This window comes from Alteromonas sp. G5_S2_22_S1 (genome assembly GCF_054968525.1).
This window is the reverse complement of the sequence record NZ_JBQKUJ010000006.1, coordinates 125,924-140,525: the sequence shown is the minus strand read 5'-3', so window position 1 is coordinate 140,525 and position 14,602 is coordinate 125,924. Positions and strand designations below refer to the sequence as shown.

The following is a 14,602-nucleotide window of genomic DNA, read 5'->3' as shown; positions in this document are numbered from 1 at the left end:
AGGTAGACTAGAATAACAAGAACAACATAAAGACGTGGTTATCACTTTTTTTTACTGCGTTTCTGTTTTTGATGCGGCATTTTGGTAGGTTATGGGACAGACAAGTTATTCAAGTTCGTCATTTTGGGCGAAACAAATTGGTATTGCGGTTGTGCTTGTCATTGCTGCTGGTGTGCTTATTTACATGATACAAAACCAAGAGCAAGCCCCTGCTCCTGAATCGCAAAAAGAGGAAAAGTCGGTATCTAAAGGGCTCAGCGAGTTCTATCGCGACTTTAGAATGTCGGCCACCGATCCTCAAGAAGACGAGCAAGGTGATTTTGTCATTGATGTTGCAGGCGTCGACCCAAATTTAGATAGCAAATTGGCGAACATGTCGAGCCAAACACGGCCTGTTGAAAAAAACTGGACGGGTGAACATAAATACCGCACGTTCAAAGAGGGCAATACACTTCGCGAGGCAATCTCACAGTATGCCCAGGCAGAAGGGATGCAGGTGATATGGAATTTAGAGCAAGACTTTGTTATCAAGCATCAGTTTCAACTAGATAATACGGTGTCAGGGTCGCTAGCGAAAATTGCCAGCGCCATTGATAGCAGCTTTGAAGGCGAAGTAAAAGCTTACTTATGTGCGGGGCAACGCTCACTTGTTGTCACCGCAGAAGAAACCGAGTTCCTCTCTACTAAGTGTCGTTTGGTTACTGGCTAAGGGGAAGGCTCAAGTACGCTAGCCGGTTTGATTTTGGTACTGAATTCACACCGCTATCGCTTAAGGCGATAGCGGCTTGTTTTCCTTCATTATTGTTCCCTTACACTCTTGCTTCCTTCCTCGCCCCAAAACCGGCTTTCATACGACTAATAGCTTTATTCGCTGCATGTGCCAAAGAGAGTGTCCCAATGCTGTCTAACCTGCTCACGTATAGCGTCTAACTCTTCGCTTTGGTCGGCGTATTTAGTGTCTGCAAGGGTTAAATGATGATATTGCTCTCGCAGTTTTAAATACGCGTTTTGCAGCTTACTCGCCGTAGATGGGTCGATAATACGGGCTTTAACCGCAGTATCAAAAATGCGAAGGTTGTCCGGGTAGGTCGTCATGCTATCTGCCGACTGCGCGTTGGCCAACACTAAATACTGCGCCATAAATTCAATGTCGGTAATACCGCCTACACATTGCTTTAAGTCGACTTTGTCATTGTTTTTAGAAAGCAGGTGTTCGCGCATTTTTAAGCGCATTTTGCATACGTCTGTCGCCAGTGATTTTGAGTCTCTTACTTGGCTCAATATTGTATGTCGAACTCGAGTAAAATCTTTTAGCAACCCGACGTCGCCGCATATTGCTCTTGCTCTAACTAGTGCCTGGTGCTCCCACGTCCACGCTTCTTCGGTTTGGTACTTCTCAAAGCCATCTATATGGCAACAAAGCAAACCGGCGTTGCCGGAGGGACGCAGGCGCAAATCGGTTTCATAAAGTTGGCCAAACAGGGTTTTCGTGTTGAGTAAATGCATGATGCGCTGCGCTAATTTGATATAAAACTGCTGCGCTTCAAGTGACTTATTACCGTCGGTGCTAATACCCCGAGGGGCGTTGTGTAAAAAGACCAGATCTAAGTCCGAGCCATACCCCAGTTCATAACCACCTAGCTTGCCATACCCTATGACCGCAAAGCCTTTGTCGTTACCTTCAAGGTGTGACGGCACACCGTAGCGTTGGCGCATTTGCATCCACGCCGCATTTACTACGTGTTCAAGTATCACTTCAGCCAGAACGGTAAGCTTATCGCTAACATTATTTACCGGGAGCGACTCGCTTATATCACTGGCTGCAATGCGCAGTTGCTGGCAGAGCTTGAACTGGCGCAGCCCGTCCATAAGCATTTCAACGTCATCTTGCTCTATGCGCAGCATGGTTTCGCGCAGTTCAAGCTGGTATTCCTTTTTGCTGGTATGAATATCGGTATTTTGTTGACCTAAATACAAAGGCGTCAACAATTCATCAAGCAGCAATGGGAAGCGTTTGATTTCCTGTGCAATCCAGTCACTGCGCTCGCAAAGCTTAACCAGCTGCTTCAGTACATCTGGGTTTTCGAGTAAAAGGTCGAGGTAAGTGGTACGCCCAGTGATGGCTTCAATCACGCCCAGTAAACGCTTTAAGACCTGCGAGATGTGATTGGGATGTTGATTTACCAGCACGTACAAAATCTCGGGAAGCAGTTTGTTTAATGTATCTTCTCCTTTTTGACCGATTCGATAGTTACGCTGTTTGTCTTTAAACGCGACAAGAATTGGATAAACGCCTGTAATGTCCTTGCTAGATAAATGCTCGCTAAAGGTCTCTGCAAATTCTTCCTCTTGCAAAGAAAGCCGCCAAGCGTCTTGGCATGCAATAAAAAGCTGATCTTCGTCGGAATGGCTGTCTTGTGATTCCTCCACAAGTTCATTGAAGTGACCGTGAATGCGCGCCATGGTTGCATCTAGCTGGTTTAAAAAAGTGCTATAGGATTCAAAACCCATTACCTCAATCAAGGCGGCTTGCTGCCATGCGCTATCTGGCAAGGTTTGAGTTTGCCGGTCTTGGCACTGCTGAAGGGTGTGCTCTACTTTTCTAAGGAAAAGGTAGTCGTGTTTCAGCTGTTCTGTTACATCTTTTTCCACAATATCTAGCTCAGTCAGCGCGTCTAACGTGCGCAGTAAAGACTTACTTTGTAGAGCAGGCTCTCTACCGCCATGAATCAGTTGGAAACTTTGGGCAAAAAACTCCACTTCACGAATGCCGCCAGCACCCAGCTTGATATTATTGTTAAGACGGCGTCGGCGAATCTCGGTCGCTATCAACTTTTTCATATTGCGAAGGGCGTCAAGGGTGGTGAAGTCGAGGTAACGCCTGAAGGTGAAGGGGTGTAAAATACTATTTAGCCATTTTACATCTTCAGAGTTGTCGTCGTTGATCACCCGGGCCTTTACCATAGCAAAGCGTTCCCAGTGGCGCCCTTGGTCCTGGTAGTAGTCTTCAAGTGCAGCGAAATGCATTACCAGCGGGCCTGAATCTCCAAACGGGCGAAGGCGCATATCAACCCGGTAAACCTGTCCATCGTTAGTAATCTTGTTCAGCGCTTGAATAAGCTTTTGCGCTAGTTTAGTGAAAAACTGTTGGTGCTCTATGCTCTTTCGACCGCCTTGGGTTTCACCTTTTTCAGGGTAGCTAAAAATTAAGTCGATGTCTGACGAGAAATTCAGTTCCTTTCCGCCTAGTTTGCCCATGCCTAAAATATACATGTGCATATCTTCGCCGTTGTTTTGTGGCGTGCCATAGCGAATGGCCAAATGTTGATAAATCCAGTGGTATGCGCCCGTAAGTAACACATCTGCCAACGCTGAAACCCGTTCTAATGATGTGCTGATATCCTGTTTGTTTAACACATCAAGAAAGGTAACACGGGCCATTTCTTGATTTCTGTATTCACGTAATGCTTTTAAAAGGTCATCTTCAGTTTTTACAGTTTCAAGCGTTGTATTGAGCGCAGAGCGATACATCGCCACCAAGGGAGAGGGCGCTTCGCTGTCGACATTTTTTTGCAACTGAGCATCGCTATCTTGATCGGTTGTTTGCTCAACTGTTTGCTCAACAGTACGGGAAACAAACGAAGGCTTTTGTATAATTGTTTCAGCTAGGAAAGAAGAACGGGCAAACGCGGTTAACAGCACGTCATGATGTTGCTTTGCTATGGCTTTGTCGTCGTCGGTAAGTGCAGGTGCTGTTAAGAACTGCTGCCAGTACTTTTCTGCTTGTTCTACGTTTGTCATGCTATTTTCGTTGTCTGTTGGCATAATACTAGCGTCTTTTGATGATACTCTCGTTTTTAAGATAAACCCGCGTTGAATTGGTTTATATACCCATTTTAAAACGCAAGAGTTCAAGGTTTGATAGCGTTGAGGTTTTTAACCACAAGCGCAATGTTATCAGGCCCTTATTAAAATAAATCTGAACAAGTTCGTTGTCATCTTTGTACAAGTTTGTAATAGATGGAAGCTGTTTATTTGAATGCCGCTGTTTTTGCGGCATTAACGCAATACAAATAATCAGCATGGAGCTTTGTGTGTTCAAGGAGCAAAGATAACGTGGAAGCCTTAGTAAAACTAGTACCGCTAACCCGAGAGCTATTAATTTACCTTGCCATGGACGTGGCAATAGCGTTACTGCTGCTAATGATTATGAAGTGGCTTACTGGTGCATTTAGGCAGTTTTCAGTAACAGAAGAGTTGGGTGTTAAGGACAACTTTGCCTTTGGTATTAGTGTTGCAGGAGGCATGCTTTCACTGTGTATTGTACTAAGTTCCGTAGTGGGGCGGCATATTGGGCAAGGCTATGAAGAAGCCGCTATCGGCATGGTGACATTCGGGGTCGTGGGAATTTTGCTGGTGAAATTTGGCCGTTTCGCCCACGATAAACTTGTATTAAACAAAGTTGATACTCACGCAATGATAGCTGAACGCAGCGTAAGCGTTGCGCTTGTCGATGCTGCCAGTTTAGTCGCCAGTGCCATTGTTTTACGTAACATCATGGTATGGGTAGACGGTAGCGATATGAATGCACTTATTGCGATTGTTACCGGTTTTACCGTTGTGCTTACCATGCTGCTTGTGATGACCCGTATTTTAGAATTCAGATATGCAAGAGATAACCAAAATGACTCTTTCCAAGGGGCGCTTGAAAAAGGGCAGTTAGCGCTTGCTATCGAACATACGGGCAACTTGCTTGGCACCGCAATGATCGTGTCGGCAGCTAAAAATCTACTGGTTTATAACCCATCTGGGTATGTGAGCAATGTAACTGGTTGGCTTATTGTTAGCGTTGGACTCGCAATCGCACTTCATATACTGGTGTTAGCCAGCAAAAAAATTATTTTGTTTGGTATGAACTTCCGCCAAGAAGTTGATCAGCAGCACAATGTAGGGGTGGCAGCTCTAGGGTTTACGCTTAGCATTGGTAATGCCATGATCATAAATGGCGTATTGGGCGGGTAGAGGCTCACACGTCAAATTGCGATTTTATACACGGCAATTCATTGAGCTGGCCTTTATTGATAATGTTGTCTTTTTGAAGGCGGCTCATTTTCTTCACAGCGTATTCAAGTTTTGACGCTTCAGACTTGTTTGCGACCTCAAATACCGCCCTAAACACCAAGGGCGATTTACCTTTAAGCGCTTTCGCACCGCCTTTTAATTCACCTCTGTGCTGCGCTATACGGCGTTTTGGTTCTGTAGTTATTCCTGTATAAAGTTGCCCAAGTTTGTTCTCTATTAAATAGAGGTACCATTGGGTATTTATGCTTCCTTGGTGTGTACTGCCTGCCTTGGCTGTTATACTCTGTGCCAATGTTTTCAATATCTAAAAAGTTATTCTCAGCATGATATTACCAGATTTTACTAAAGCGAAGGTGCTTATTGTTGGCGACCTGATGTTAGACCGTTACTGGAGCGGTGGCGCTGGGCGAATCTCACCAGAAGCGCCAGTACCTGTGGTAAACGTTAGTGGTTCTGAAGATAGGGCTGGAGGAGCGGCGAATGTTGCGGTGAATGCAGCAACATTGGGCGCAAACGTAACCTTGCTGGGGATGTGTGGCGATGACGAGAATGCAAAAATTCTTAAAGAGCGTTTGCAAACTCACGATATTGATTGTCAGTTTTTTACAGTAGATGGCTTCGATACCATCACCAAACTTCGTGTCATGAGTAGGAATCAGCAGCTGCTGCGTTTAGATTTTGAAAAAAGCTTTGCTCACACTGATAAATCAGAACTGGAGCACGCATACGAGTTAGCTTTAGATGATGCGGATGTCGTTATTCTGAGTGACTATGCAAAAGGTTGTTTGAGCAACCCTGAAGTACTCATTGAAAAAGCGCGAAGCAAAAATAAGCGCGTGGTGGTAGACCCTAAAGGCAGCGACTTTGGTAAGTACGCTGGCGCCACATTAGTTACTCCTAATTTGGATGAGCTTCGCGGTATTGTGGGTGAAATAGAAAGCGAGCAGGTATTAGTAGAAAAAGCACTGTCGTTAAAAGAAACGTTAGATTTAAGCGCGCTGTTGGTTACTCGTTCAGAAGATGGCATGACCTTATTTGACGGCGATAACACCGAGTTTCACCTGCCAGCAAAGGCGAAAGAGGTTTACGATGTTACAGGCGCTGGCGATACGGTGGTATCGACGTTGGCAGTGGCGATTGCATGTAACTTGCCCCTTCAGGCGGCTTGCGTGCTTGCTAACTTAGCGGCAAGTGTAGTGGTTGGAAAGCTGGGCACATCTGCCGTCACTAATACTGAACTGGCTTTGGCGTTAGGTGAGCAGTCTGTGCACCTTGATGGCGGTGTAATGACAGAAGACCAGCTAGAAATTGCCCTTAAGGCAGCGAAAGCGCGAGGTGAGCGTGTGGTGATGACCAACGGGTGTTTTGATATTTTGCACTCTGGTCACGTTGCCTATCTAGAAGAAGCGGCGCAACTTGGTGACCGACTAATTGTTGCGGTAAATACCGATGAGTCGGTAACGAAGTTAAAAGGTCCGGGCCGACCGGTAAATAATGTTAACCGCCGCATGGCAGTGCTTGCAGGCTTGAGCGCCGTAGACTGGGTGGTTCCGTTTGAGGAAGATACCCCCCAGCGTGTTATAGCCCGTTTACTGCCAGACGTGTTAGTGAAAGGCGGCGATTATACAATTGAAGAGATAGCGGGTGGCACTGAAGTCATGGAAAACGGTGGCCAAGTCAAAGTACTCACGTTTGAAGACGGCGTGTCTACAACAGGTATTATTGAGCGAATTACTCAAAATAAACTGCGCTAGCGCTTCGTTTAAACATTAGCGGAGATAATACTTCGAGAACGGCGCGTTGTTGGTTACCATGTGTGTAATCAACATAGGTCAAAAACAGCGCGCTGATACAAACCAATATTACGTTTGTTTATTTGAACGCACATTCTTTAATGGAATAACGGTAAATTGCATGTACGAAAGTTATTATGGACTAAACTCGAAACCGTTTCAGTTAACCCCAGATCCTGAATTTTTCTTCGCCAGTAAGTGGCATAAGCGCGCCATGTCCTACTTGCAGTATGGCCTTTCTCAGGCTGAGGGATTTATTGTTATTACTGGTGGAATTGGCACGGGAAAAACCACCGTAGCCAACAGTTTACTTGAAGAAATTGAAGACGATATTGCTGCTGCGCAAATTGTAACGCCGAAGCTCTCGCCCGATGAGCTGGTGAAAATGGTGGCGTCTAAATTTGATATTCCTACGGAAGGGCGTTCTAAAGCCGATATTTTAAAAGCGCTTGAGCTATTTTTATACGACCTCAACAAAGCAGGGCGCCGCGCTTTACTGCTTGTGGATGAGGCACAAAATCTTCCCCTAGAAACAATTGAAGAGCTTAGAATGTTGAGCAACTTTCAGCTTAACGGTAAGCCGCTTATTCAAAGTTTCTTGCTAGGGCAGGAAGAGCTTCAGCCTATATTACGTGCGCCAAATATGGAACAGTTTAGGCAGCGTATCGTGGCGTCTTGTCATTTGGCACCGCTTTCATTAGAAGAGTGTAAAGAATATATCGAGTACCGCTTACATCATGCAGGGTGGAATGGAACTGCCCTATTTAGCGACGAAGCGTTAGAACGCATTCACATGTTCTCTCGTGGCATACCTCGTAAAATTAATACCCTTATGGATAGGGTGATGCTTTATGGTTTTCTTGAAGAGCTTGAGAGCTTCGATGCCGATGCGGTAAACGAAGTTATTGAAGAAGTGAAAGCCGAAATGTTCGAGCCTGATAAAACCGGCGCGGAAGTTACCGAGCATATGGGCTTTGCCGATCATCCTGAAAGCCAAACTATCATGACGCCGAAAGGCAATGTTATTCGCGATACCAAATACTACTTGGATATGCTAGCTGAGTTGGTTGATGCTTTGGATGACGCAATTTCACAGAAAGTGAAAATGACGCAGTACGTGGATAAACTTATGAAGAAGAAGTTTAAGACCTATGTACGGCTTAAGAGCGATGATAATAAGGGCTGATGTATTTGGTTAATATTATCCAAATGATTTGAGGTCAAGTAAAAAACGCCCCTATGGGCGTTTTGAAAGATAAAAGTATAAACTTTTTCTAGAACTAGTCAGCAATTAAAGATTAGCTAACTTAGCTTGTAAATTAAAGAAGTACATAATCATCTAGTCATAGGTATAGGTGATAGAGGCGCTTAAGCGTCTGTCTGTGTAGTTATTTCCGAACTGACCGCCAGCGTTCAAGTCGCCTTCTTGCTCAAGGTATCTAGCGTCAATACTCGCTTTTAAGCGTCGGCCAAACTCTCGTTCTAAACCAATTGAAGCATTCCAGTTATCGCTTTCACCTCTGAATGATTCCTCTGCGCCCTGACCGGTTATATTGGCGTAATTGATACTGCTTGTGATGTTGGTATAACTACCAATCTTATACGCTAAATTCGTACCGAACGAGTAGGTGCGTCTTAGCCTATCTTCATCTAAATAGTCGTCTTCAGAGTAACGCCAGGAAAAGGCAAGGGTTACTCTTGAAAAGTCATACCCTGCTTGAAAGTTAGCGCTTTTTCGCAGGATGATATTGTCGTCGAACTCTAAGTTTTGAGACGTAAGTTGAACCAGCTGCTCGCCGGCATTGGGCGTGTAGCTTAGGCTGTTAGGTTGGAAGCAGTCTGCAATAGATGTTGAAGCGCTAGGGCATACAAATACGCCTAAATTTTCTGGGTCTGCTAGTAGACGAGAGGTGTTTGTAACATCTTCTGAATAGCTGAATGAGGTACGTAAGTATTTAGAATTATAGCCAATGCTTGCTGATGCCGATTCACCATAAAAACGACGTCCGTAGGTGGCGGCAATTTGAGTACGGTTACTCAAGGCCCATTGCATATCTAGCCCAACAAAGGTTTCGCCATCGTCTTCGTCTAAGTCTGAGTCGCTTTTGTTAGCTGTTATAGAGATATAACGGTTTTCAGCTTGACGGTACGTTAGACCCGCACCGTAAGAATTAAACTCTCTGACTAAGCTATTGGTATCGTCTCTGTCAGATATTTGGTTGGCTTCGTGCCGCGCTGTAAGGCGGATGGCCCAATTATTGAAAATTCGTGTATCGATATAGCCATCACCCGTTCTTGACTCGAAATCTCCGGTGCTGGCTTGGCCACGTTCGGTATTCTGATAAGTACCAGTAACCGACCAGATAAAGTATTTAGCTTCGTCACCATTTAATACGGTGCCCGATAGCTGATAGCTATCGTTATCTAAAGCGTTGTTATTCGTGAGGGACTGTTCAGAAGCCGTGTCAGAATAAGATGCTGTACCTTGACCTCTTATCCAGTCACCTTGGTCTAGCGTTAGCGTTGAGGATAGGCGGTTTGAACGTGTTTTTGCTAAACTATCAGAGTTTGCAATAAAGTCACTAATTAGAAAGTTGGCAGAATTAGTATTTTGGTAGTTAAGTGCTCCAGCCGCTTGAAAAGATAATAGGTTTTCAAACGGTACCCACTGCGCAGAGTAACTGTACTCCGCGTAATCTTGGCGCTGACTAGCATCGTCATTATCGCGTTCAAGGTGTGTATAGGTACCAGACCACAGCCCTTGAAATGTTCTGGTTTGATACGTAGCGTTTAATTTTGGCGCGATAGTTAGTGTTGTAAGAGAGCGCTGGCCTTCCTCTTCAATATCTACACTCTGATAAATCGTATCTGCTGTCGCTATTGCGTTTAGATCAAATTTAGCACTAGCAGGAAAGCTAGTGACGACTGCACATGCAACCAAAGATACTCTAATTGGTTTGATATTGAGAGAGCGAATAATATTATTCGCTTCGCTCTGAGTAATAGTATCCATAATATCCGCTTCCATCGGTGTCATTATGTACAGACTTGTTTACCACAAATCCAATGGCCATGTCTGGGTTCAAACGCTCTACAGACATTTTTATATCACCTATTTTCGCTTTACCTTCCTCAACTACAACCACTGCTTGGCCCGCAAAGTTAGCGAGTATCGCACTTTCGTTAATACCAATAAGTGGTGGTGTATCGAAAATAACAATCCGATCTGGATACCTGTTTGCGAATTCATCTACTGTTTCATGCATCTTCTGACTTGCAAGTAACTCTGTAGACAGGTGGTGTGACTTGCCTGCTGGGATAATCTTAAGTTTATCAATGTTTGTTGGGTATAACACGTCGGAGATATCTTCTACATCACCGGTTAAATACTCCATCAAACCTTTACGACGCTCTAACCCTAAAGTGTTTAATACGTTAGGCTTCAGCACATCTGCATCAACAAGAAGCACCGTTTTATCCTGCTCAGAGGCAATACTCATGGCTAAATTTGTTGCAGTAAACGTTTTTCCTTCTGAAGGCCGGCTGCTGGTAACCATAATAATATTAGGATTATGCAGGGTTTTCGCGAGTGAGCCGAAAGCATTAGCTAAAAGTTTACGCTTAATTTCACGGTACTCTTCATTTATCTGCTTTCGATCACCATTCAAAGAGATATGCCCATTTTTATCGAGCCTCTCGAAGTCTATTGTGAACTCATCAAGCGGAGACTTTTTATTAATAAACTCTTTCTCATCGACTACAACTTTGTCTGCTGGAATATTTGAAGACGTTGGTATTTCAATTGAAACCTCAGATTCCTCCGATTGGCTAGAAACCTGCTTGTCCTCTAACGTACCTTCAGCATTATCGTTTTGCTTAGCCGCTTTTGCTTCTTTTTGCTTTTGAAGTGCTTTTTCAATGGTGTTTTTCATTAAAGAAGACCTCCAAATAAATCTATATTCATGATTTCAGCCGCGACTAACGCTCCATACATAGCCAAAATAGTACCACTAGACAATAAAAATACGATAAGTCGAGTTCTATTCGTTTTGTTGATTTGTTCAATGTTTAAATGAGTGACCGTGCCCCAAATTGGATAATCCGAAACATTTAGTAACTGCTTAGGTCGTATTAAAATTGGATTAAGTTGGCTAATTAGAAATGCGATACCAATCCCTGAGCCAAAACCTAAAATTAACACAGCAGTGTAAAAAATAAGCCGGTTAGGACCCGAAGGTCGCTTGGGTAGTAACGGCGGTTCTATTATCCTAAATTGAAGGTCTTCTGCTGATACATCTGCTCTTCGAGATAGGTCGGCTGATTCCTTTCTCGACAGTAGCTCTTCATATTTACGCTTTGTAACGTCGTAATCTCTATTCAGTGCTGAAGACTCTGCTTCAATTTGGGGAATAAGATCTACTTTGCTTTCGAGTTCGGCAATTTTTCTTAGAAGGTCCGTTTCTTTAACACGCAACGAGGCAGTTTGACTTTCTAGCCGGCTTGCTTCAAGTTTAATTTCTCTATTAAGCTCTGATAACGGTTGAGAGTTATCACTGCTATCAGCGTTTATAAAAGCTTCAATCTCTTTATTCCTAGATTTCTCCAAACTCTCAAGTAACGCCTTTGTCTCGATAACATCTGGATGAAGATCTGTAAATCGAAGAGTAAGTTTATCTAACTCTTCTTCTAAAGACTTTATCCTTGCATCATATCTGGTTTGTAAAACAGGCTCATTCTGATTAGTCACCCCAAAACTATCAGTACGCTTTACATTGCCAATCTGATTTTTAAGCGAGTCAACCTGCTGCTGAGTTTGCTTGATTTGCAGTCGAGTAGCTTCTAGCTCGTTGTTCAAGCTCTGGAGGTTTGAATAATACGTGCCAGCAAGTGGTAAAATATCATTGTATTGACGTTTAAAATTAGCCAATCGCTGTTCAGCTTCTGATAGCCTAGATTCATATTCTGCAATTTGTTCATCTAAAAAACGTCCAGCGGTATCTGTATCTTTTCGGTTATTTCCCAAGGCTCCTTCTACAAATAAATCCAAGGTCTCTTGAACGACACGTTGAGCTATATTGGGAGACTGATTTGAATAAGTAATGTTATATATATTGTCCCTCCCAGTCTTTTTTAATTGAATATCGCTCGATAGCCTATTGACTAAATTATCAAATTCATCTTCATTTTCGGTTGTTATATCAAGATCACTTTCCCGTGCAATTTTCTCAACATTACTTCTGCTAAGTAGTGTTTTAGCCATCATCTGTATTTCTTGATCAGGATTAGTTTGGATTGCTAATCCTTTAAGTAAAGGCTGCAACACAGAGCGAGTATCTACAAATACTTGAGCTTTCGATGAATAAACGTCAGGTAGGCTGGCTACATATAAGAAGCCGATAGGGCAAATTAACCACGAAAATATGATGACGTAACGCTTTTTAATCCAAACCCCTTTTACATAGTCAAGGATTTGGATTAGCGTTTGTTGTAAGTCCTGCATTTTTTTATTTGTTCCGTTTACCGCTTTACAACTAGAACCAAGCTTCTGGGATTATTACGATATCGCCAGGCAGCATATCGACGTTTTTCGAGATGTCACCATCTCTTATTAAATCGTCAATGTTAATTTCGTAGGTTTGTTGTTTGCCATTTACCACACGCACTAATTTAGCGTCATTGCCATTAGCGAATTCCGTTAGTCCACCTACTGCAATCATCAGGTCTAATAGCGTCATGTGTTCGGTATAATTGACTGCGCTAGGGTTAGTGGCTTCTCCAATTACACGAACTTGTTCGCTTAAAGGACCCGTGAAGTTATTTACACTTACTGTCACCCTAGGGCTGTTAATATAAGTAGAAAGCTGCTCTTCAATTTCTCTGGCAAGCATAGTTGGCGTGCGGCCTGCCACGTCAATATCTTCGACTAATGAAGTTGTTACTTTTCCATCAGGGCGCACAATAAAGTTGCCTGATACCTCTGGGTTACGCCATACAAAAATAGTAAGCGAATCTCCGGGCCCAATTAAATATTGGTAGTCGTTAACGTCGGTAGTTAGAGAAGGTCGAGTGGTTGCTTCAGGCAAAGCCCCAGTGTTACTACAACCGTTGATACCTATAAATAAAAGTGGTGCACAGCATGTTAGTAGCGTTCTAAAGCGGTACATAAGAGATCATCCTACACTCATTATGGTTAATTGTTGGCTTTTGTCGTTTACCCTACGGGAAATGTCACTATAATGCCAATATCAATTGTAGTCTATTGGAATAAATCCCTTTATGATGGGAAAAACGCCGCAGTTTTAGGGGGCCAGGGGTGGCATTAAACAAGCGCAATCAAAATAAACGCTCGAACATACTTGTAATAACAGAAGCGCTACTCATAGCCTACATGGGCTATATTTCTCATTTTATTCTTACGCAAATTGGAATGTCGCCGAATGTTTCGGTAGAAAAACTAATTATAAACGTGGGAATGCTTACTGTTTCAATATTACTTTGCTCATTATCTGTCGGCCTGTATGAAGCCAAATTGAGAGAAACATTTCGCGGCATTATTCGCCGAATTTTTGTAAGTGTGGGCCTCAGCTACTTTTTAGTTGAAGTAGTAAGTCGTGCGTTTTTTGACGACTTGGTTATGGATTCATATTTCTTACCGGCTGCAGTTAGCTCAACAATTATTACTCTAGTTGTCTTTAGATATTTTACGAATCGCTTAGGGCTATTAGGCTTAGGTAAAGTACGCATTTTGGTTTTGGGCGCAGGGGAAAGAGCATCTATTATTGAAAAGCGTATGCGAAGAGATGTTGACAGAATAGGGTTTGAGTTAGTTGGTTTTATTCCTATTCCAGGTGACAATCGCGAAGACGGTATTAAGAAAGAGAAAATAATTCATCTAAAAGTTGATGAGAGCTTCCAGCAGTTTATTGCAGATAATGACATCGAAGAAATTGTTATTGCTTGCGACCAAAGGCGCGGAACATTACCTGTAGAAGTGCTTTTCGACTGCAGATTGCGCGGTATAGAAGTGACTGAGCTATTGGATTTCATGGAACGGGAAACGGGGCAAATCGTTGTAAATCTCATGTACCCTAGCTGGGTTATCTACTCCAATGGCTTTCAAAGCCAAAATTACCTGAGAGATGCGTTAGATTACACGCTAAATGTTATTTTAGCGTTTGTTATATTATTGTTTGTATGGCCCATTATGCTATTCACGGCCTTTATTATTTATTGTGATGATGGCAGACGTACTGGGGTTTCCGTTTTTTATAAGCAAGAACGCGTAGGTTTAAACGGCAAGCTTTTCAAAATAATCAAATTTAGAAGTATGAGGCCCGATGCGGAAAAAGATGGGGCTAAGTGGGCCAGCAAAAACGACGACCGTGTAACTAGAATCGGGCACTTTATAAGAAAGTATCGCGTCGATGAGTTACCTCAGCTCTTAAATGTGTTTAAGGGCGAAATGGCGTTTATCGGCCCTCGCCCAGAAAGACCACAGTTTGTAGAGCAGCTCGTTCGTGAGGTGCCTTACTATAATCAGCGCCATAACGTGAAGCCGGGTCTTGCCGGTTGGGCGCAGTTAAATTATCCGTATGGAGCAAGCGTTGAGGACTCCATGGAAAAGCTTAAATTCGATCTCTACTACGTAAAACACCAAAGTTTATTGTTGGATATTCTCATTTTAATTCGTACCGTTGAAGTTGTACTGTTTGGTAAAGGGCGATAAT

The 14,602-nt window shown here is 43.3% G+C and carries 11 protein-coding genes; 5 read left to right on the top strand and 6 right to left on the bottom strand.

The features are described from left to right. Positions 1-91 precede the first annotated feature (91 nt). Positions 92-709, top strand: a complete 618-nt coding sequence (locus ACTRWF_RS08855) for a TcpQ domain-containing protein (RefSeq protein WP_012517963.1) — start codon at positions 92-94, stop codon at positions 707-709. A 155-nt stretch (positions 710-864) separates the two neighbouring features. Here ACTRWF_RS08855 and glnE read toward each other — a convergent pair whose 3' ends face one another. Then, positions 865-3,825: a bifunctional [glutamate--ammonia ligase]-adenylyl-L-tyrosine phosphorylase/[glutamate--ammonia-ligase] adenylyltransferase gene (glnE, locus tag ACTRWF_RS08850; RefSeq protein ID WP_462835423.1), complete on the bottom strand. Its 2,961-nt coding sequence runs from the start codon at positions 3,823-3,825 to the stop codon at positions 865-867. Positions 3,826-4,116: 291 nt separating this feature from the next. Here glnE and ACTRWF_RS08845 point away from each other — a divergent pair, with 291 nt between their 5' ends. After that, positions 4,117-5,022, top strand: coding sequence for a DUF350 domain-containing protein (locus ACTRWF_RS08845; RefSeq protein ID WP_462835422.1), 906 nt, complete (start codon positions 4,117-4,119; stop codon positions 5,020-5,022). A 4-nt stretch (positions 5,023-5,026) separates the two neighbouring features. Here ACTRWF_RS08845 and ACTRWF_RS08840 read toward each other — a convergent pair whose 3' ends face one another. Continuing rightward, positions 5,027-5,374, bottom strand: a complete 348-nt coding sequence (locus ACTRWF_RS08840; protein ID WP_015067677.1) for a GIY-YIG nuclease family protein — start codon at positions 5,372-5,374, stop codon at positions 5,027-5,029. Between the two features lie 31 nt (positions 5,375-5,405). Between ACTRWF_RS08840 and hldE the strand changes: the two genes are divergently transcribed. Both hldE and ACTRWF_RS08830 read left to right on the top strand, forming a co-directional pair. Beyond that, complete coding sequence (gene hldE / locus ACTRWF_RS08835; RefSeq protein WP_287149078.1) at positions 5,406-6,836, top strand: bifunctional D-glycero-beta-D-manno-heptose-7-phosphate kinase/D-glycero-beta-D-manno-heptose 1-phosphate adenylyltransferase HldE; 1,431 nt, start codon at positions 5,406-5,408, stop codon at positions 6,834-6,836. 160 nt (positions 6,837-6,996) lie between these two features. Next, entirely contained in the window at positions 6,997-8,061 is a 1,065-nt protein-coding gene (locus ACTRWF_RS08830) for an XrtA/PEP-CTERM system-associated ATPase (RefSeq protein WP_462835421.1), read from the top strand. Positions 8,062-8,214: 153 nt separating this feature from the next. On the opposite strand, the gene ACTRWF_RS08825 is transcribed toward ACTRWF_RS08830, so the two are convergent. Genes ACTRWF_RS08825 through ACTRWF_RS08810 form a run of 4 tightly spaced genes read right to left on the bottom strand, consistent with a single transcriptional unit; the run spans position 8,215 to position 13,039 of the window. Further along, positions 8,215-9,888, bottom strand: coding sequence for a porin family protein (locus ACTRWF_RS08825; RefSeq protein ID WP_462835420.1), 1,674 nt, complete (start codon positions 9,886-9,888; stop codon positions 8,215-8,217). After that, positions 9,857-10,807: an XrtA-associated tyrosine autokinase gene (locus tag ACTRWF_RS08820; protein WP_462835419.1), complete on the bottom strand. Its 951-nt coding sequence runs from the start codon at positions 10,805-10,807 to the stop codon at positions 9,857-9,859. Before ACTRWF_RS08820 ends, ACTRWF_RS08825 begins: the two co-directional genes overlap by 32 nt. Then, a complete protein-coding gene (locus tag ACTRWF_RS08815; protein ID WP_071952236.1) occupies positions 10,807-12,375 on the bottom strand; it encodes an XrtA system polysaccharide chain length determinant in 1,569 nt (522 codons plus the stop codon). The genes ACTRWF_RS08820 and ACTRWF_RS08815 overlap by 1 nt, the downstream gene beginning before the upstream one ends. Positions 12,376-12,406: 31 nt before the next feature. Then, a complete protein-coding gene (locus ACTRWF_RS08810; protein WP_462835418.1) occupies positions 12,407-13,039 on the bottom strand; it encodes an XrtA/PEP-CTERM system exopolysaccharide export protein in 633 nt (210 codons plus the stop codon). 149 nt (positions 13,040-13,188) lie between these two features. Here ACTRWF_RS08810 and ACTRWF_RS08805 point away from each other — a divergent pair, with 149 nt between their 5' ends. Then, complete coding sequence (locus ACTRWF_RS08805; RefSeq protein ID WP_071952234.1) at positions 13,189-14,601, top strand: TIGR03013 family XrtA/PEP-CTERM system glycosyltransferase; 1,413 nt, start codon at positions 13,189-13,191, stop codon at positions 14,599-14,601. The last annotated feature ends 1 nt before the right edge of the window (position 14,602 follow it).